Consider the following 19,466-nt stretch of genomic DNA (forward strand, 5'->3'; position numbering starts at 1 on the left):
TAATTTCAATCAATTACTAACGAAAAATACAAAAAAGGTAGATAAGTAATAAAAAATACAAAACTTGTAAAATTAAATCAGGAATAATGATTCAAACCCGTTTTACATCCAAAATTAAATACATATTGAAACAGAGTAATAATCCTATTACGTGCTCACATACCATAGAACTATCTCTAACCTGTCCTTGTATATTGGTGGAAGAAACTGCTTCAACGACATGTCAAACGCATGTATTTCTTGGTGCTCATCGAGATACTTTTGCCTGCAAAGGTGATATTGTCATTGACTTTTGCGTACTCAGCACCTACTCCCGCTTAATAATAAAAGGCTGATTATGGAATGAGTTAAACCATAATCAACCTTTCTAATTAAAAGTTATCCATCATCTCGTACAAACTCAACAGTACAAAAATTTGAATCAGGAAACATTCTTATTATACTTTTAGTAAAAATACTGGATAAACCTTTCTTTATGAGGGATGTATTCGTCTTCAAGTAACTCGACTTGTAATAATTCCTTTTTATTCTCTAATTTAGCAATGAATAGAGCGTAAAAGTCACCAGTAGTCGGGTAAGAGAATAATCCATATCCTTTGGAAGAAATGACTTTGTTGACTTCCTTCACCTTTTCAGGTAAAAACTCATATTCAAATTCTCCTAACTTCTCAAGCTCTTCTTGTGAAGCTAACTCAATACTAAGGTTAAATTCATAATCTAAAATATAGTTTACAATCTCATAATTTTCTTCACCTTTAAAATCAAGATAAAGAAATCTTTTTGTAAACAATCCATGTTCTAATACACTTGTATGTATACTCTGCGTTTCTGAATTATTTAAAATGACATCTAAATCGTCACTATCTTCAAAAATAAGCAATACGATATTCTCATCAGACATTTTCATTTTCCTCCTACCTAACTATTGAAATAGTTCCCCATGTTTGTTTGGAATATAATCTGGATAATTTTTTCTATAAAAATTATCGATTAGTCGCAATAAAGGGTCCCATTCAGGATATGGTTCAGGATCCCCTATTGTCATTTTTGCTTCTGGCGTATTCATTAGCAAATCATCAAAATGGTTGGGAACTGGTAAACCAATTTTTTTCCTTACATGTATTAGGAACAAAATTTCGTAGGGATAAAATCCATATCTATAATCACCAAACTCAATAGATTCTCCTAACTCTGAGGCTAAAATCGAATGAAATACAGACATTTTATCAATTAAAGTTTTAATTTCATCTAGTTGAGGTGTAGCCCAATGTTCTAACACTTCAGTATAAATATCTAAATCTTCCGGTATTAAGCCAAATTCTAAACCCGCTTCTTGAAAATGTTCTCTAACAGCAATAAATAAATTTTGGTTTGTTCCAACAATTGTCTTATTTCTAAATTGCAAGTATAGTTCTAATAAAAACCATGTATGTTTGTTCCAATTATTTGCATCCATTAGACGACAGCCAAAATGCTCTACAATAAAATCAAATAATATTTTTTCTTCTTTCTCCCACCCAAACATCGTGAAATGAATTAAGGTTGCTATAACGTCTCTAAAAGAGTATTCAACAATCATTTTCGGATAACGGATTTTATATAGGTCTTGTACCATACATTGATGGAAAACAATAATCATTATTTTTTTAAAATCTTCTGTATTATTTTCACCATTAACTAATACATCCTTTTTCCATTTCGAAAGGTAATACGATGCTATTGAATCTAGGTCTATTAATAAAATATGATCCTTTTCTAAAGAATTTAGATCAACAATAGTAGTAATTTCATTTTGACTATCTTTGTAATCTTCTTCTACATCCTCAAATATTATCCCATCAACAAAGTTTTTGTTGTACCTTCTATACGCTAACTCTAATTTTTTGGGGTTTAGCATTATTCTCTCCTTAATTAATCAAGTTATTTATTCCAATCTTTTATCTTTAATTCGTCACAGCTATGGGCTACTCGACTCCCGCGGGAAAGTGAGACAGAAAAGACCATGCACGTAGCGAATATTTTCTGTGCGAAAGCGTAGTGCTAACGTAGCGGCAGCGGCAACATCAGCGGAGGAGCGGCTCGACGCTCGTCCGCTGGAAAGCGAGTAGCCCGTAGCGGAAATCAGCCTCTTCGAATGTATAAAAATGATTAATCATCACACCTGATTTTAGTCGTTCTTTTCTCTAATATTTGTCTTCATCATAATGAAGCGATTCTAGTAAATCTGTAAAAGATTCACATACAGATTCAATAGCATCTTCATCCTCTTCTTCATGATCGTAAAAAACTATTAAAGGCGAATGTTTATCCTTCCGGTAGTCAAAACACAGCATATTTCCAGCAGAGTCAGTTGCAAATGGAAATACGTACTCTGGTAAATACTCAGAGATAAGACCATAAACTGTTTCTATTTTAGGATCTCTTGTAAAACTTAGTAAATATCCTAATGTTCCCTCTCCATCATCAACAAAGTTAAATATATTAGGTTTTGGACGACCACCATTAAATTTCACTATACAATCTTTATAGTCATGAGGAAACTTAATTCCAAAAGAATCTTCAATTTTCTTGATGGTGTTTTCGTCTACTGGTTCATGTACATGTTGCCATATTATTTTTCCCATTAAAACATCTCCATAATTTGTTTTTAATTCTTCTATTCATCTTACCTTTTCGCCCAACAGAGCCACCAGCCCAATAAGCCCTACCGCCTGTATGTTTTGATACACTGTGTACTTCATAATCAACAAGTTGCAGTTTTCCAGGATCTTAATGGTGCTCTATGTTTAACCATTTGGTTCCTCACCTATAATCCATATTCTTTCGAAGAAATGACTTTGTTGACTTCTTTCACCTTTTTAGGTAAAAACTCATATTCAAATTCTCCTAACTTCTCAAGCTCTTCTTGTGAAGCTAACTCAATATTAAGGTTAAATTCATAATCTAAAATATAGTTTACAATCTCATAATTTTCTTCACCTTTAAAATCAAGATAAAGAAATCTTTTTGTAAACAATCCATGTTCTAATACACTTGTATGTATACTCTGCGTTTCTGAATTATTTAAAATGACATCTAAATCGTCACTATCTTCAAAAATAAGCGATACGATATTCTCATCAGACATTTTCATTTTCCTCCTACCTAACTATTGGAATAGTTCCCCATGTTTGTTTGGAATATACTTCGGATAGTTTTTTCGATAAAAATTATCTACTTGGCCCAATAAAGGGTCCCATTCAGGATATGGTTCAGGATCATCTATTATCATTTTCGCTTCCGGTGTGTTCATTAAAAAATCGTCAAAGTGTTCAGGAACAGGCAATCCATGCTTTTTCCTTACATGTATTAGGAACAAAATTTCGTAGGGATAAAATCCATATCTATAATCGCCGAACTCAATAGATTCTCCTAACTCAGAAGCTAAAATTGAATGAAACACCGACATTTTATCTATTAAAGTATTAATTTCATCTAGTTGAGGTGTAGCCCAATGTTCTAACACTTCAGTATAAATATCTAAATCTTCCGGTATTAAGCCAAATTCTAAATCCGCTTCTTGAAAATGTTCTCTAACAGCAATAAATAAATTTTGGTTTGTCCCAACAATTGTCTTATTTCTATATTGTAAGTATAGTTCTAATAAGAACCATGTATGTTTGTTCCAATTATTCGCATCCATTAAATGCTTACCAAAATGCTCTAGAATAAAATCAAATAATATTTTCTCTTCTCTCTCCCACCCAAACATCGTGAAATGAATTAAGGCTTTTATAGCTTCATCAAAAGAGTAACTCAAAAACATTTTAGGATATTTAATTTGATAAAGCTCATGTGCCATACACTGATAAAACACCACTATTTGCATAGTTTTTAACCCATCAGAACTAATTCCACCATCAATCAACACTTCATTTTTCCATTTCGATAAATAATATAATGAAATCTTGTTTAAATTTATTAATAAAATATGATCTTTTTCTATATCATTAAAATTAACTATATTATTAATTTTACTTTTACTGACTTCATATTTCTCTACCACATCTTCAAATTTAATTCCATTAACAAAATTATTGCAATATCTTTTAAAAGACATCTTTAATTTTTTGGGGTTTAGCATTAATACTCTCCTTTAATTATTCCATTTTTTACAATCCTTTATTCTTAATTCGTCTCCCAAAAATCCAGTCTAGTAATTTTTATATCTGTTTCTACCCTAATAAAGTTAAATTCATAATCTATTTTTGGCATTTGTTTGTAATCATCGTTTATCTTCTTACCTACAAAAAGTATTGGTTGTTCAGGTGAACCGACATTGATGCTTTCAATAAAAGCATCATCTAGTCCTCGTATACCTTCTAATTTTGCTTCTTTCAACAACACTTTTTCAAATGTCGATTCGCTAACATCTACATTTTGAAGGTTAGCATTGCGGAAATCTACCTTATTAAAAAGTGCCCCTACTAATAATGCATTACTTAAATTTGCATTATTAAATATAGTTTCAATACAGGCACTCCTAGCAAATCGTGCGTTTTGAAGATTTGCATTTGTAAAATTTACATAAGAAACATCAGCCTTATAGAAATCAGCATTTTCTAGATTTGCGAATACAAAATTTGAAGAGCAAATAGTTGAGGAATGCATGTCTATATTTATCAAGTCCATACCATTAAAAATACAATCAGTAATATAGGCTTGATGTAACGGATAGTTTATTAACTCAATTTCTGTTAAGCCTACTTCATCAGTACTAACTGTTTCCCCTCTTGACCAAGAGTATAAATCCAAATTTTATGTAATTCTAAAAGCTGAATTATTTCCTTGTTCTTAAGAACCTTAATTATGTTTGCCTCCTTTTAGGGATATCCAATAATGAAATTTTCTTTTATTTATAATCTCATTAAGACCACTTCCAGATTATTGATTAATTTTATATTATCAACTTACAATTAATTTGAATATTTTACAAATATGTATAGGTATTCTTATTTGTTTTTTTATCATTTCGACTAATATAGTTCCTCATAACTATTCATGTATTAGATTATAATTACAAAAAAAGCTTATTCCTTCTTTTTAATTAAGTTGAAATAAACATTTGAAAGTTTATCAAGTTTTTTTGCTTTTTTTTACATTATACAATCTTGTTATGGTAGCTATAATTCAGAAATTTAATCTTGATTATCTAAATTGGCTACATTTAGGATCTCCCTTACTAAAGCAGTTATAGCAAAACAATTTTCTAAATCATCCTCATCCAACAAAGCCCAATAATAAATACTATTCTTATGAATATTAATATCTTCAAGAAGATGATACCTAATGAAACTAGCCCAACTCTTCTCAACTTTCCCTTCTAATATAGCATCATTGTAAGATGAGATAATAATCATCATTAAAGCAAATTTTTCCTCTTTATTTAATTCTATATTTTTATATGCATATAAAAACTCGCCTACTTTTGAGGAATCCGATACCTCATACTCCCAATCTTGTGAAAACTCATCTGGGGCAGGTAATTTGATTTTCTTTACAAGTCCTTCAATAGCACTTTTGGTAACATATTCCTGATATTTTTTCTCCATTATTTTATTTCTCCGTCTAATTATTGTGGATGGGCATTGCTTTACAATCTGACCTATTTTTTATTGTCACATGCCTTTGCTCTATGTATCTATCCTATTCCGACTATTACCATGGATAATTATTATTATTGACTTTCAGTGTAGTCAATTAAAGACTCAAATTTCAATATATAAGGATGTCTATTATCATTTAATTGTTTTAAATCATCTAAATATTTTTTAGCCTTTTTCAACACTTCGCTTTCAAAATCTCTCAATAATACAAGTTTATTACTCGAATTTGGGTATGTTATATTGGAATGCATGTGACATTCAATTGCCTGTGTACCGTCTAATTTATCAGCATGTACTTCACTGATAGTTATTTTGTCATCATCAAATTTTTTATTCAATCCAAACTCGAGGTGTTTCTATGTCGCTAATATAACTAGTTTTTCATTTCTTATTAATTGTATTGATCGTAAGAAATATACAAACCACCAATATACAGAGACAGAAAAAGAGTCCAAATCATCCTGAAGATAGAGACCATATATCTCATCATCAACTTGGATTTGAAAATACCCATCTGCTCCTTTTAATTCACTAATATCATCAAAAATTACCTTATAATTTATACAGAACAATATATAAACTCCTTTCTTACTTAGTCATATCTCTAATTTCTTTAACAGTTCCTCTGGTGGGCTGTAAAAGCCGCTATGTCCTTTCATAATAATCATGATTCTAGTAAATAAAATAAAAAAGCCCTTTTAACCATGTTTTGAATAGTTTATGGGCTCAAAATATTAAGAAATTATGTCTTATTAGAAAATAGTTTTTAACTTATTGTCTTTTAGCGATTAAACACCCACAATTTCATTTTAATTTAGTTAAAACACTATTAATTCGATCAGCTAACTTTTCTTGTTCATCTTCAGTTAATTGCTCATCAAATACATCATCAATACTGAACGATTGCAATACATGTTTAACATCTTCAATACCATCCACTCCTGTTAATCCTTGGATGTACAAATTTTCAGCAATTGTTGTATAGACACTGAACTTCTCACTGTTAGTATTCCTACAATCTCGTTCAAATCGTTGCAACACACCGGTGACAATTGTATCTGTACTTTCATTTTCTATCAAAAAACTATTAATAAATTTTTGAACTTTTTCTATTAATTCTTCGTAATACCAACAAACTCTTGGATAATAATCTAACGGCTTTTTTTTCAGCTCTTGTAAAACGTAGTCTTTTCGATTAATCAAATCAATATATTGTTCTAAAGTTAAACTATTTTCTTGCTTAATTACTTTAAAATCCAATTCAGTTAGTGACTGTTCCATATAATTCTTAAAAGTATATGGAATTTTCTCATGAGAAAGTGATATTTCTGAAATTATTGTGCAAAATAGCGCTTTATCTGTTTCACTTTTTTTAGCTAACATGTCATACTCATTAAATGTTCTTGCTATTGCCTCACCTCTACTCATTTTTTCTTCTATTAACTCATTATAATCTTCATGAATATACTCTTCATATTCTTCATAACTAAAAACCATTTAAAACCTCCTTATTCACTTTTAGGATAAATAGGGTGGTCATTCTTAGTCCCAACTCGCTATCACCTTCCTCAGATGGGCTTTAAAAGCCGCTGTGTCCTTCTGCTGTATAAGGCGTAACAAGTAGAATCATATGGCCTCTTCCTTTTTTTGCGCTTCATCAATGGATAGGTGCAGGCGTACTTGATCCTTCTTGACCTCTAATACCATACTCTTACTTACTGTTCCTGACAGTGACGGAATGTTCAATCTTTTATTCATAGGTAAAGACAACTTGTTGCAATAGGAGTGTAGACTTTGCCATATTGCAAAAATAAATTGATGGAAAGCTTTTGACCTGCACAGCGTAACTCTATTCAACTCATTCTAAAAATTAAAAAAGACCTTGAAGGGCATATAGCCGATCAAGATTTAAGTAGGACTGCTAAAAGGATAAGGTTTGCCCCATAGATTAACTGACAGGTTCATATCACACACTTGTTTTACAGCATCATCACATCGTTCTGTACTCCCAATATCAACATAATAATCATAATCAAATCTCACAAACATTGTTTCTGATTCTAATTGCACCCAAACATACTTCCTTAAAGCCAAGCGAGTCACAAGTTCTACTTCATTAAGACTTATACTCATCCCTTGTCTAACCTTTTGAAAAAAATTAAGCATTTCTTTGGAATCTTCTAAGGAAAATCCGGTTTTTACGATATTATCTTCAATCACTTCCAAGTTTAACGGTTTTTCAAGTTGTTTAACAATTAATTTAGTAGAAGTTGAACTGATCATAAAAACCTGGATAGCCTTTATAAACAACTCCTCCACAGTCATATAATTACTTACTGTAAACATTTCCCTATTATATCGTTTTCCTATATCAGAAACAGATGTCCAGGTAGGGGTTCCACTTTGTTGATATAATGGGAGTTCTTCATCTTCATACTTAGAAATTTGCCAAAAGTAATTAATAATAATCACCAGTTCTTTCTTGATCAACGGAATACTCTGCAATCAATTTATTAATGATCTCTTGTTCAGCATTCGTCAGTTTTTGTTTGCGTTTTGCTGTATAAAAAATTGAAGCACTCATCTTGTAACCCCCTCATAACTGTCATGACTACATCCTACGTCTACCGATGTAATTTTAAATATAGATTTATATCTCTAAATCTATATTTAAAATTCTTTATTTTTGTCATTCTCAAAGAAAGAAGCAGCTCAGATTTTTTAGAACTGTTCTTATGACTATGTATAATAATCGATTTTTATTATGTATGCAGATATCTCAATATAGTTCACTAAAATCGTATGAATTATGGCTTCAAACTAAGTAGATATTCAATTCGTGCTTTTGCGCTAAAGTTTGATTCTATAACCTTGTAATCATTACTTTCCATTAACTGCCTACAATTATTTATATCCTGCAATAATCGTTCTATATCTTTTTTATTAGCATCACCTTTAAATTCTATACTATTGATATAAAAATCTAATTTTCCATATATAAAATCTGGTATTTCTTTTAGTTTAATACACTCAATTGCAACACAAATATAGTACGCCGTCTTTGTAAAAACATTATAGTTTAGCTCTCTCCAATCTTCTTCAAATACTTTTGCTGCAGAGTGAGGTGCTGTAAATCCATGATCTTCTACATATTCCTCAAAACTATATACAACTGAATCTTTGATACTTTCATAATCAATATTATCATTCATAGCACACACCTCCTTAACTCTATAGAGTTACTGTAGCCCTTTTGAATATATAACAAACAAGTATTACTTTCACTAAAACTAAATCTGCTAAAGAATGGTTTAATTAAAACTACTACTAGTCTATATATCCTAAATTTCTTCAACATCTTTTTTTATTCGTTCAATCATCTTATCCATATTATTTTGTTCAAATATCCCTTCTCTTCCCCCTGCTAGATAATACAATTTTAACCAATATGTATTTTCTTCAGTAAACGTTTCAATCGCTTTCCAAATATTCTCTTTGGTCAATGTTCTTACGATGATATCAGGCGGACTTGCAGGAATATAATCTAAACCTTCTTTATCCTTATACCAATAGTAATTGTTTGATGTAGTGACAACCATCGTATAAGTCATCCCATCTTCAATGTGATTATCTCCTAAGGTTAATTATTGACTAGTTACCTCTATTATCTATTTCAGATAGCGAATCATCACTTATATCATTCATCTGAACATCCAAATTCCTCCAATATCTAAGAGGATAAGCTGACTTCCCTACAATCAATTCACCTTGCCGTATCCAAAAAGCACCACCTCTTTCAAAAAATTTAATCATTGGTTCATATAAGTCTATATAATCAATCGCTTCATCTACTCCCTCATCTGCTTGTTGGGAAATATCTAAATAACAATAACAAATTGCTTTTATATAAAGGTTATTAATATTATTAAGTTCTGGACAAATCTTAAAAATGTTACTATTAAAAGACTTTCCAAGAGCCTTAGAAATACTGATTATAGGATACTTACCTACATCAATTTCCAAATGATCCAAAAATACATTAACTCTTCTAAGATACTCTCTAATTAATACATGGTGAGATTCTTTTATTTTATCATCGATATTCTCGAATTGAATTGTTGATAAGCGTTCTAAAGCAATATTTAGTAAATCCCCCATAATCTATACCTCACTTATAAAAAACTATGCAAATAGAGCCAGACAACTTTTAAAAACTTGACACCCAAAAGCTTCAAAGTAACGGAATGTACGTCTTCCATTCTAATCTGTTTTAGTTAATATGTTCGTAGTATAATTTATCTTACTTACATACAATTTTCTATGATCCATCTTTTAGCTTTATCTTCTCTTAAGTTTATTGGTTCCTCTGTTGTTCCTATATTTATACTTAAAATTTCAGCATTTTCAAGGCCCAAAACACCTTTGAAATTTGCACCTTTCACTAAAACATTCTCAAAAAAAGAACCTTCAATATTTTCAATATTTTCAATATTTGCATTTTTTAAATTTGAATTTCTAAAATCCACATAATCAAAATAACATGTATTTAATTGTGAATCTGATAGATCTGAACCAAAAAAAATCGTCTTAGTACTCTCGCAATCTGTAAATTTTGAATTTCTAAGACCAGAATAAGTAAAGTCCGCATATGAAACATATCCTTTATAGAATTTTGCTCCCTGTAAACAAGCATTCTTAAAAGTTGAAGAATAAAGCCAAGTTAAAATAAAATTTCCTTTTTCCAAATTCATGCTGTCAAATGAACATCCTATTAATCTAGCCTCCTTAAAGAAGAAATTGGACAAGTTCAGACTTTCTAATTTTGTTTCGTCAAGTACTAACTTTTCTCCCTTATCCCCTATTGACTCAGCCATAATTGATGCAATTCAAATAAATGTATTATTCTTTTTTCATTCATTATTTTAATCGTCCTTTTTATGGATACCAGATAACTCTTCTCTTGTGCTTCCTCCAGTATTTTTATCATATAATTGAGCTTTGTATCAGGCTTCTTAGGCGTGTCTATATGTGTTGTTTGAAAATAGGCTTATATTGCAAGGCAGATTTTTTGCTTTTATAAAATGAAAAACCAATTCTGTACTGTGTAACCACTACCTTTACATGATTTTCAATTATCTTACTTGTTCAATTTCGTGCATTCAAAAAGGCACATTTTTCTTTGAGAAGTAATTTTGTTTTTTAAATAAAATGTACTATTGGAAAAATGGAATAACTAAAAATTGAAACTAGTGGTCTAATCTGTTGTTTCATGAATAAGCTTTAATTCTTTACATTCACATAAGTTATTCACTGCATCATATATGTTATCTCCTAATTTCCAAATGTAATAATCATCGTGAAAACCATATACTTTTCCGACTTCATCCATAAACATAATCGTATTATCGCCATATGCAGTACCAATTACAACTAATTTTTTGCCTAATATTACCTCATATCTTTTAAAATGTAATCTTGCTGCATCACCTAAAGCTTCATATGGTGTTATAATAAAGCTTCCCTCAGTATCATCAGCTAGGTAAACATATGTTAGTCCACCAAATTCCTTTAGAACATCTTTGGCACAATCAAAGACTTCGTAACCTTTCTTTTCTAAATATTCAACTGTTGAATCTATATCTACACTCCGACCACTGTACCATCCAGCTGCTTCTATTATGCTTTTTGTTTTCTCTGATAATTTTCCCATTTAACTTTCCTCCAATGAAATCTTCAAAGAGTGCATAGCCCATGATATTTTTAAGGAACTCACGACTAAATTCCATGATTCTATTTGTACAATTTAAGTCTTTTCATCAACATCGGAACTATAATATATGTATTTTCCGAATAATTTTCATTAAGAAGAATTTCATAAAATATATACTAATAAATAAAAATAAGATTTCTTCTCTCTACAAATCAAAAAAGCTTAGCCCTCCTTATAAGTACGAATAGGCTTTGATGTTTGATTTAAGACAAGTTTTTGATAATCTCACAAACTATTTTACAAACAACAAATAGATCCTTAATAGCGTGGAAGTTCACCATTGTATTTTTTTATTAGATACTCTGAAAAAGTATCACTTAATTTAATAAAATCACCTTGAGTGTATACTTCATCATAACTTTCTTCAAAACCCTTATGCACTCCTCCCCCCCTGATAGGACACACTTCCATCCGGATTAATAAAATGGTAGGTAAAAAGAGAAACCACAACATGGCGGTTAGCTCGCATTGTGGCGTTGTAGTTTAAATGAGAAGATCATCCTAATAACGATGTTGAATCAGTTGATGTTTCAATATGTTGTAGTAACGCATTATTCTGCATTTACTGCTTACTATTATACAGAACGGTTGTCTACTCCAAGCATAGTAGTAATTCATGAAATTATTTCTAAAATCAGCGTTGACACGCCAACATTAGGACAAAAATTTGCATATACGCTCGTTCAAAACTTTAATTCTTTTTATTAACATTTAATTCAGCTAGTAAAGTTTCGCCAATATTGTCGATTTGTTTATCTAAATCACCTGCTACAAACCCACACAAAGAATTAACTCCACTTTCAATGTAAAAGCTAATGCCGTCTTTAAAACCTATGTGATGGGTCAGATCACTAAACCATGCTCTTTGAAAATCATATGTTTTCGAAAATTTTTCAATTATGCCAAAAACATCCGATTCATTGTGTCTCTTTATTACTTCTTTAAGCATGTTAGGTGATCCAGCAAAGGTTATACACTTATCATAATTTAATCTTTCGTATTTACTAAACGCACATTGAAATAAGAATTTTTCGAAGTTATCTGCAAAATAACGTACAAACTGGCTATCCTCATTAGTCATAACAATCTGAGGATTATCAGTTTGGGTAAAATCAAATGATAGTTGACCATAAAATAATTCAGTTTGAAAAAAATGAATATATTTATCACTTAAAGTGTCTGGTTGTTCCTCATGTATCCCTTCATAAGATTCAATTATCTCAGAAATTGAAGCATACCCTGGAAGTTGAGTTTTTAGTAGACCCTTATCATTCTGCCCCATATAATTTAAATAAATCTCATATTCTTTAGGAAAATGATAATTATATTTATTAATTTGTGTTAGATTTTTTAGCGTATCTATGTCCTCTTTTTTTGCGGGTTCTATTTCATCTACCCATTTCTCATCAAATCTGGATATATATTTTGATAATCGTTCAAAAAGTTCTGTACAATCTCCTATGGCTGGAATTTGATTGCTTTTTATTGGCATTTGTATGTTTCATGTACTCCTCTATATTTTTTTGATTACTATATGTTAAACATGGATTCATTTGGTTTGAATTTTCTGCATATGGATACACAAGTACCTGAAGTATTACTACCCTCTATTGTATATAGATTTTCTGTTGGCATCGGTTCCGAAATTCACCCTAAATTGTAGAGTTTAAGGTGAATTTCAGTTTTTTTTCAATTTCTATGCAAACAATTGCTCGGCAAGATAAGATAGTTCATTTGCAGCATCTTCTAGCCTATCTCTTTCTTTTTCGTTATACCAATTTTCATTAAAAGAAAAACGCACACTAATGTCAACAAAACATAAAGCTAAACGTTTTGGTATTTCCTCATTATCTTTGTATGAGTCTATCAAAATATTCATCGCATCTTTTAGTTGAGAAAATTGCTCATCATCCAACCCTTGTCTATTTCTTAGTTTTATAATGAGTGAATCTTCACCTAGTATAGATTTATATACTGTTTCTAGAGCTCTATCTGTTCTCAAAATACTCACCCTCTCTTTTTACAGATATCTACCTTTTCATTAACATACGATAATTTATTAGAAGGTACATGCCCTACAACTAGCACTTCTTTTGATGATGCTGAAAAATTAGCTTTTACATCTCCTATTCGGTTAGCTACAGCTTTTTCATGTGTTGAAATATCCGCCACGAGCTTTGTCATTATCGTTTATTTAGTCACTATTCCATACAAAACTACCTCTTGCATGTAAAATGTCATCTCGCCTAATTCTCACACTTTTCTTCCTAGACCACTATTTACATAGTACTCCTTGATGGTCCAGCCTTAGGAATTTTTAAATCAAATATCAGATTACTTTTTAACCACAAACTTCTTTGAGTTAAGAAAAAAACTTGAAAGGCATAAAGCCAATCAAGGTCAATCATCTTTGTAGACTTCTTTATACATAAAGTTTATTCCGTTTCAATTATAGTCTTTCTAACTTTTTCAAGAACTTTACCTAGCAAATTTAATCCTCGCCATTTAGAAGGATTTGTAGCATCTGGATGATTACAGTCGATACCTATTCCCCATATTTTATCGAATGGGCTAGCTTCTACTAACGTTTTACTTCCTGTATTTATAAGTATTGATTTTAATTTTGGATTTGAGAATTTATCAACTAGTACTTCATAATATACTTTTTCTCGATTTTCTTCCCAAACTTTATTATCAAATGGAATTTGTCTGCTGCGTCCTAGCTTCTTACATTCGTCTGGTGTTTGCGCTCTTATAATTTGTAGTGCAATTTTATCAGCACCAAACAATTTAGCTTTACGATACATTACAGCTTGTTCACTCCATTTAAAAAGTTGTCCTTGATGCTTAAATGGTGAGTAATAAAAGTTAGAAAATACATCTTGCTTTCCCCAGAAAAATACAAAGACTTTAGCTTCTTTCATAATTAATGCTCCTTTTTTGAACTTAATTGAAAATCTTTTTTAATCACCTAAATTGAATAAATATTAAAGTAAAAGCCTATTTTTAAGGTAATATTCCCTTCTATTCTTATCTATTGGTTCACTTGGATCTTTCCAAATTCCGAATTTCCATTTAATATCATAATTTTTTAATAGCTTCTTTATTTCATTTTCTATCACAATGTAATTAAACTCTTCTTCAAAATGTATACTAAGAGAAAGTACATGATGCTCATCACACAAAAGTTCACTAAGATCATCAAATCTATCAATAAGTTCTATTTTATATCTGCCTTTTTGGCCTTCTGCTATATATCGTCCTTTTTTATTTTCATAGGGTAATGAAACGTTAAAAACTTTTTCTATTTTTTTTACTAAATCTACAAAAGGTAAATCTTCTAGTAATACAATATCTAGGTATTTTGTCTTCACCTTTATCGAAACCTCCCTTTAGACTAAAAAGCAAAAATAACCACAAACTACAAATGTAGTTCTCGCTTTTGAGGATCGAAAGTCGAGCGTTCTCTATAATACAATTACAATTGATTTAGTCACCTTTTTTATATGGGATATTTTCTGGCTCAAGAAGCATTCGGTGCTTATCTCTATAGTCTTTAATTGAAGAATGATTTACAGAACTAATACGCTCGATATCATTTTCCGATCCGCCATCATCCTCCCACATACAGACGAGGCACACTTCATATTCGCCTCGAGTTGAAAGAGTAAGATACCCACAGCATGGACATTTATATAAAACTTCCTCATCTCCAATTATATTTACATCGTCTTTAAAACAATCTTCAAGAAATTTTTTTAAAAAGTTATTTGATATTCCAACAAGAATAGTAGTAGTAAAATGGCCAACTAAAAAGTTTTGAACATTTGGAGAGTAAACACTATCATATTCTTTTGTTTCACCTTCCTCATCCAAATAATCGGAACAAAGGATATTATCGATTTCGTTTTTGGATAAAGAAGAGATTTTGTATATCGCGTAACTTGTTAACGCAAGTTCCCTACTAAATATTAACATTTGTACTTAACCTCTGACTTTGATAGTTTTGTTTTTTCAAGCGCGTAATTAACTGCATCTGTAAAAGGATCCTCTACAACGAATTCAGGAAGTGCTTTATAAAACGAAAGAATCTTTCCATCTTTAGCATGTCCCGCAAATACTCGATTAGTAGCTGGATTAACTTTTATAAGTTGGTTTCCAACTTTAGCTTGCAGAGTCACCAGCTGAATCGTAACTTCCTTTATTCCATTTAGATATATTTGCTTTACTTAAATCATAAGCATTATCTATACCCTATGTTGTAATCTTAATAGCTAAAAAAGTCATCCATTTATAACTTTATTAAACTACTTCTTTTTCTTTCATTATTTATAATTTATAGAGTATATTAGTATATTTTATTTCTTCGGTTCAAGAAAAAATCTTGAAAAGCATGGCTCCTCAAGGTTTTAAAAATAATTTACTGGAATGTCAACACTCAATTGAATATTTTATAAGGATTGCGATTCGTTTTGAGATACTTCTGTTTCAAAATGTCTATCTTATAAGATACAGTTTAAATAAGTTGCCCATTTTTTAATGTCTTTTACAAAGGGTACACTTTAAATGTGCCTCTATAGGTTTTAAGTGTTATCTCAAAATTTGTTCAATAGCACTTTCTAAATCAATTGCTTCCTGATCAATCACCAGTAAGCAACTATCATCATCGGATGCAGGCTCAAAACCGATTCTTATTTTTGAAATATCTTCCTTCCTTAAACCATCCAATGAGCCTTTGAGTGCTTTAACAATTTCTTGTTGCATTTGTCTAATTTCTCTTATTTTAGCTCCAGATCTCCATTTTCCGGAAGAACGGAACTTTGAAGAAAATTCATCACTTACAATAAAAGCGTCAATGTCTAAGTCCGTTGGATCAAACGGAAGATTTCCTTTATGAGGACCTTTCCTACCAGTAGCCAAAGAACCTCTATATCCGACTTAAGCATGGTCTATCTTGTTCACTATTCATTCTAATCTTACAAATAATCGGATTACGGTGTTGTGATGAGTTGTTATACCGCTGATGCTGTTTATTTTGTGTTCAATCCCCGCGATTTGAACTAGTGTCTCCAAGTTTAACTGGTATGATATCCAAAATAAAACCACCTTTCGTAGAATATCTATATTAGCTATTCTACCGAAAGGTGGTTAATGTAGAAATCCGTCATACTATTTCCCACTTATCGTATAATCCAATTATATTAGATTATTTTTGGTTTATTATTACTTAAATACCAAATAGCATCAAACATTCCGATATAAGTTAGCTTATTATAAAGCTTTTCTTTATCTTTTATCATGATATCACCATCATAATACCAAAACACTGCATTCGCTTTTTCAACGCCCTTCTTTATACAACTCTCTCTAATTTTTGTTATAGTTTCTTCCGTAACTGATAATTCATCTTGGTTTATCAGAATATCTAAGTCTATCTCTTGTGAGTGCTGGGTATATCCAATCCAGTCCTCATCGTAAAATACTTTCCCTATATCTTTACAAAAAACACAGATTTTATAATCTAAATCTCCTATTTCTACATCTTCTCTATAGTCTAATTCAAAATACTCCTCATAATCCTTCTCAAAATTATTTCCTACCCAAATATGCACTTTAGATGTGTTTTGTTCTCCATAATTCATTTATTATTTACACCTCATCTTCGTTTAATTATCATGATTATTATTGATTATTCCAAGTGCTTCTTCCTTCTTTATAGTACTCTTTAACTATTTAATTAACATGTCATGGAATCTCTTACTTGCACTACTACTGTGATGTTTACCTGATATAATATTACCATCTCCATCGATTTTTGCACCTAAGCTACTCGTAATTTGTGAACGATTGCCTAATTCATCATAGCTACTCGCAATCCAATGGTCATTTTGCCACTCCTTGATCACTTGTCCAGATGGGTCTCGCTCCAGCTTTACGGTCACATGCTCATTTTCAGTTTCAATTAAAAGCCTACTTTTTAAAGCCAAAACCCTTTCATGAACATATGATCTTAATACTTCTTTGTACTGTTTTTTGGTTTGATTCCTGGTTCTTGTTGTGTATACACGCTTTCTATATTAGAAGTTCAGTAATAAAGTATTAAAAAGGGCAACAAACCCTGAATCAAGGATTTATTGCCTTTTTAAAAAATTCTTTGAAAAGGTAAAGATTTTTTGCAAATTTAGACATCCTCTAAAAAATTATCATCTAACTGAATAATTATTTCTTTATAGAGTTTTTGAGTATCAATATCTAAATTTGTCTCATAAAGATACTCTTTTAATATTTTGCAAATAGGATATTTAAATTCATTCGGTATATTTTTTATATTGCCTTTTACAACCCACCTAAATAATCTCATAGACTTTATTTTGGGAGGAATGCTTGCCATTGAGATAATATAGTTCCATTTATTTGAATATTCCTCGAATTGAGGTAATTTAAAAAGTCCTGCCGCTACTGCAAGTCTAATTTTATTATTTTTATGATTTACAAATTGTAGAAAGAAATTATAAATATTTTGAGTATCCGCTTCAAATTCATCATAAAGCTGGCGCATAGACCAAAAAACTCTATCAGAAATTTGACCTAATGACCATAGTACCTGTTCTACAACCTTTTCATCTGATTCATATCGATACCCAACATTAATTAATTTTTGTATAAAATCTGGATTAGATAAAAATTCCGAAATTGGTGATCCAGTCTCTAATCTAGTTGCTTTTTCAATAGTCTTAATTAATGATAATGGATTTTCTGGAGTCGAATTGCACAAATCTTCAAGTGCTTTTGTCACTGCTTCTAATTTTTTTATGTTGGACATTTTATTTTACCTCCACTATCAACATTTACCGTTTTCGCTTTCTTCATTTGACTTTCTATTTCTGCCTGAGTTAAAAAAGTCCTACCTTTAGCTATTTTTTCAGGACCATTATATTGATGATAAAATCCTTCTGAAACAGGTCTTGGAGCATTATATAAATTAGCATCCGCTTGGAATGCATGATACAATGCTGACCCTTCAAGATTTCTTGTTGCAATTCTGTCTGGAAGAGCATCTAAATAACTTACTTGACTAAATATTTTTTTGTAGTACTTCCATAACCATTAGCATGTTCTATAAGTCTCACTTGTATTGGCCTATCGGTAATACCATGATAAACTATATTTCCCAGATCATCTTTTAACTGATACTATGACCACAAGCCAAATGGATCAAATGAATTATTTGTATTTCTTACATATCCATACAGTGTTGGATTCCCACCAGCAAGTCCAATCGGATCTATTTGGGTATAATTCCCTTGTTCCGGGTCGTAGTATCGGAATCTATTATAATAAAATCCTATTTCTACCTCTTCATACTGCCCTTGATAACGGAATGGAATAAAGTCTTTCTCACCTGTAAATTCATTCACTCTACCGTAGATATCAAGCTCAGCTGACCAAACCCTATTACCTTGTTCACCATAGGCTTCAACAGGCGTTCCTAGATAATCACTAATAATGCTGTAAATACCTTCATTCGTAATTTTAGCTGAAGGTACGAACCTATCGTTAAATACCCATGTGCACCTGTTAACTCGTTTACCATGCTTCGTAATCGCTTTACAAGAAAATATTACCAAAAAGGCAAATAATATTAGTAAAAAAAGAGGAGCATAATTCCCAAAGAATTTATGCTCCTCTTATAACCTTTAAAAATACAGGATCTGTATCAACCTCTATTACTGGAAACAAGTCTTTAATAAGTGGATGTTCAATATTCTCCACATCTAAACCCATTCCTTTTCAAGCCCATACATGTTTTATTAATTTGAGTAATTGTTTCATGCCAACATCATTTAAAACAATTAGATGTAGTATATCTTTTGCTTCCTCTTTCGAAATTAAACCCCTTATATTTACTTTCGACTATAAAATACAATATGTTAAATAAACATTTTCTACATTTAATAGTGTATAGTTACTTTTCGCTTGATGACGAACAGTTTTCCTGTCACATCGTACTGCATCCTCTAATTACAATTCCTGATACTCTAATCTTAATT

32 protein-coding genes are annotated in these 19,466 nt (G+C 30.8%); all 32 read right to left on the bottom strand.

The features are described 5' to 3' along the window. Positions 1-445 precede the first annotated feature (445 nt). Positions 446-901: a DUF6630 family protein gene (locus ACVWXS_RS09855; RefSeq protein ID WP_456957994.1), complete on the bottom strand. Its 456-nt coding sequence runs from the start codon at positions 899-901 to the stop codon at positions 446-448. Positions 902-922: 21 nt separating this feature from the next. Next, complete coding sequence (locus ACVWXS_RS09860; RefSeq protein WP_456957996.1) at positions 923-1,897, bottom strand: hypothetical protein; 975 nt, start codon at positions 1,895-1,897, stop codon at positions 923-925. 286 nt (positions 1,898-2,183) lie between these two features. Beyond that, complete coding sequence (locus ACVWXS_RS09865; protein ID WP_456957998.1) at positions 2,184-2,624, bottom strand: SMI1/KNR4 family protein; 441 nt, start codon at positions 2,622-2,624, stop codon at positions 2,184-2,186. Continuing rightward, the gene (locus ACVWXS_RS09870; protein ID WP_456958142.1) at positions 2,593-2,757 is read right to left on the bottom strand and encodes an HNH endonuclease; all 165 of its coding nucleotides are present in this window, start codon (positions 2,755-2,757) and stop codon (positions 2,593-2,595) included. Before ACVWXS_RS09870 ends, ACVWXS_RS09865 begins: the two co-directional genes overlap by 32 nt. A 49-nt stretch (positions 2,758-2,806) precedes the next feature. After that, the gene (locus ACVWXS_RS09875) at positions 2,807-3,127 is read right to left on the bottom strand and encodes a hypothetical protein (RefSeq protein ID WP_456958000.1); all 321 of its coding nucleotides are present in this window, start codon (positions 3,125-3,127) and stop codon (positions 2,807-2,809) included. A 21-nt stretch (positions 3,128-3,148) separates the two neighbouring features. Next, complete coding sequence (locus ACVWXS_RS09880) at positions 3,149-4,123, bottom strand: hypothetical protein (protein ID WP_456958002.1); 975 nt, start codon at positions 4,121-4,123, stop codon at positions 3,149-3,151. A 44-nt stretch (positions 4,124-4,167) separates the two neighbouring features. Then, positions 4,168-4,794, bottom strand: a complete 627-nt coding sequence (locus tag ACVWXS_RS09885; RefSeq protein ID WP_456958004.1) for a pentapeptide repeat-containing protein — start codon at positions 4,792-4,794, stop codon at positions 4,168-4,170. Between the two features lie 383 nt (positions 4,795-5,177). Next, entirely contained in the window at positions 5,178-5,591 is a 414-nt protein-coding gene (locus tag ACVWXS_RS09890; protein ID WP_456958006.1) for a hypothetical protein, read from the bottom strand. A gap of 125 nt (positions 5,592-5,716) precedes the next feature. Continuing rightward, the gene (locus ACVWXS_RS09895; RefSeq protein ID WP_456958008.1) at positions 5,717-5,983 is read right to left on the bottom strand and encodes a hypothetical protein; all 267 of its coding nucleotides are present in this window, start codon (positions 5,981-5,983) and stop codon (positions 5,717-5,719) included. Positions 5,984-6,449: 466 nt separating this feature from the next. Next, entirely contained in the window at positions 6,450-7,142 is a 693-nt protein-coding gene (locus ACVWXS_RS09900) for an Imm3 family immunity protein (protein ID WP_456958010.1), read from the bottom strand. A 129-nt stretch (positions 7,143-7,271) separates the two neighbouring features. Then, positions 7,272-7,403: a hypothetical protein gene (locus tag ACVWXS_RS09905; protein WP_456958012.1), complete on the bottom strand. Its 132-nt coding sequence runs from the start codon at positions 7,401-7,403 to the stop codon at positions 7,272-7,274. Between the two features lie 150 nt (positions 7,404-7,553). Next, a complete protein-coding gene (locus tag ACVWXS_RS09910) occupies positions 7,554-8,135 on the bottom strand; it encodes a hypothetical protein (RefSeq protein WP_456958014.1) in 582 nt (193 codons plus the stop codon). Beyond that, positions 8,104-8,229, bottom strand: coding sequence for a hypothetical protein (locus ACVWXS_RS09915; RefSeq protein WP_456958016.1), 126 nt, complete (start codon positions 8,227-8,229; stop codon positions 8,104-8,106). Before ACVWXS_RS09915 ends, ACVWXS_RS09910 begins: the two co-directional genes overlap by 32 nt. Positions 8,230-8,452: 223 nt before the next feature. Further along, complete coding sequence (locus tag ACVWXS_RS09920) at positions 8,453-8,857, bottom strand: hypothetical protein (RefSeq protein ID WP_456958018.1); 405 nt, start codon at positions 8,855-8,857, stop codon at positions 8,453-8,455. A 129-nt stretch (positions 8,858-8,986) separates the two neighbouring features. Continuing rightward, entirely contained in the window at positions 8,987-9,244 is a 258-nt protein-coding gene (locus ACVWXS_RS09925; protein WP_456958020.1) for a hypothetical protein, read from the bottom strand. A 52-nt stretch (positions 9,245-9,296) separates the two neighbouring features. After that, positions 9,297-9,803: a hypothetical protein gene (locus ACVWXS_RS09930; RefSeq protein ID WP_456958022.1), complete on the bottom strand. Its 507-nt coding sequence runs from the start codon at positions 9,801-9,803 to the stop codon at positions 9,297-9,299. Between the two features lie 146 nt (positions 9,804-9,949). After that, positions 9,950-10,519 (bottom strand): pentapeptide repeat-containing protein, encoded by a 570-nt coding sequence (locus tag ACVWXS_RS09935; protein ID WP_456958024.1) that lies wholly within the window; start codon positions 10,517-10,519, stop codon positions 9,950-9,952. Between the two features lie 380 nt (positions 10,520-10,899). Next, the gene (locus tag ACVWXS_RS09940) at positions 10,900-11,355 is read right to left on the bottom strand and encodes an SUKH-3 domain-containing protein (protein WP_456958026.1); all 456 of its coding nucleotides are present in this window, start codon (positions 11,353-11,355) and stop codon (positions 10,900-10,902) included. A gap of 318 nt (positions 11,356-11,673) precedes the next feature. Beyond that, entirely contained in the window at positions 11,674-11,796 is a 123-nt protein-coding gene (locus tag ACVWXS_RS09945; protein ID WP_456958028.1) for a hypothetical protein, read from the bottom strand. Positions 11,797-12,106: 310 nt separating this feature from the next. Beyond that, a complete protein-coding gene (locus tag ACVWXS_RS09950; protein WP_456958030.1) occupies positions 12,107-12,907 on the bottom strand; it encodes an SMI1/KNR4 family protein in 801 nt (266 codons plus the stop codon). A gap of 204 nt (positions 12,908-13,111) precedes the next feature. Continuing rightward, positions 13,112-13,417 (bottom strand): hypothetical protein, encoded by a 306-nt coding sequence (locus ACVWXS_RS09955; protein WP_456958032.1) that lies wholly within the window; start codon positions 13,415-13,417, stop codon positions 13,112-13,114. A gap of 5 nt (positions 13,418-13,422) precedes the next feature. Beyond that, positions 13,423-13,599 carry a hypothetical protein gene (locus ACVWXS_RS09960; protein ID WP_456958034.1) on the bottom strand — a complete coding sequence of 59 codons (177 nt, stop codon included), beginning with the start codon at positions 13,597-13,599 and terminating at the stop codon, positions 13,423-13,425. A 251-nt stretch (positions 13,600-13,850) separates the two neighbouring features. Next, positions 13,851-14,339: an NADAR family protein gene (locus ACVWXS_RS09965; protein ID WP_456958036.1), complete on the bottom strand. Its 489-nt coding sequence runs from the start codon at positions 14,337-14,339 to the stop codon at positions 13,851-13,853. Positions 14,340-14,402: 63 nt separating this feature from the next. Next, positions 14,403-14,789, bottom strand: coding sequence for a hypothetical protein (locus tag ACVWXS_RS09970; RefSeq protein WP_456958038.1), 387 nt, complete (start codon positions 14,787-14,789; stop codon positions 14,403-14,405). 115 nt (positions 14,790-14,904) lie between these two features. Next, positions 14,905-15,393, bottom strand: coding sequence for a CPCC family cysteine-rich protein (locus ACVWXS_RS09975; protein ID WP_456958040.1), 489 nt, complete (start codon positions 15,391-15,393; stop codon positions 14,905-14,907). Beyond that, positions 15,387-15,596, bottom strand: coding sequence for a hypothetical protein (locus ACVWXS_RS09980; protein ID WP_456958041.1), 210 nt, complete (start codon positions 15,594-15,596; stop codon positions 15,387-15,389). The genes ACVWXS_RS09975 and ACVWXS_RS09980 overlap by 7 nt, the downstream gene beginning before the upstream one ends. 409 nt (positions 15,597-16,005) lie before the next feature. Next, positions 16,006-16,335, bottom strand: coding sequence for a hypothetical protein (locus ACVWXS_RS09985; protein ID WP_456958043.1), 330 nt, complete (start codon positions 16,333-16,335; stop codon positions 16,006-16,008). A 281-nt stretch (positions 16,336-16,616) separates the two neighbouring features. Beyond that, positions 16,617-17,057: an immunity 22 family protein gene (locus tag ACVWXS_RS09990; protein ID WP_456958045.1), complete on the bottom strand. Its 441-nt coding sequence runs from the start codon at positions 17,055-17,057 to the stop codon at positions 16,617-16,619. Between the two features lie 87 nt (positions 17,058-17,144). After that, complete coding sequence (locus tag ACVWXS_RS09995) at positions 17,145-17,357, bottom strand: hypothetical protein (RefSeq protein ID WP_456958047.1); 213 nt, start codon at positions 17,355-17,357, stop codon at positions 17,145-17,147. 239 nt (positions 17,358-17,596) lie between these two features. Continuing rightward, positions 17,597-18,238, bottom strand: a complete 642-nt coding sequence (locus ACVWXS_RS10000; protein ID WP_456958049.1) for a hypothetical protein — start codon at positions 18,236-18,238, stop codon at positions 17,597-17,599. Further along, positions 18,226-18,426 (bottom strand): hypothetical protein, encoded by a 201-nt coding sequence (locus ACVWXS_RS10005; protein WP_456958051.1) that lies wholly within the window; start codon positions 18,424-18,426, stop codon positions 18,226-18,228. The genes ACVWXS_RS10000 and ACVWXS_RS10005 overlap by 13 nt, the downstream gene beginning before the upstream one ends. Positions 18,427-18,608: 182 nt before the next feature. Continuing rightward, positions 18,609-19,043 carry an RHS repeat domain-containing protein gene (locus tag ACVWXS_RS10010; RefSeq protein WP_456958053.1) on the bottom strand — a complete coding sequence of 145 codons (435 nt, stop codon included), beginning with the start codon at positions 19,041-19,043 and terminating at the stop codon, positions 18,609-18,611. Positions 19,044-19,466: the final 423 nt, after the last annotated feature.

Source organism: Lysinibacillus sp. TE18511, assembly GCF_054062295.1.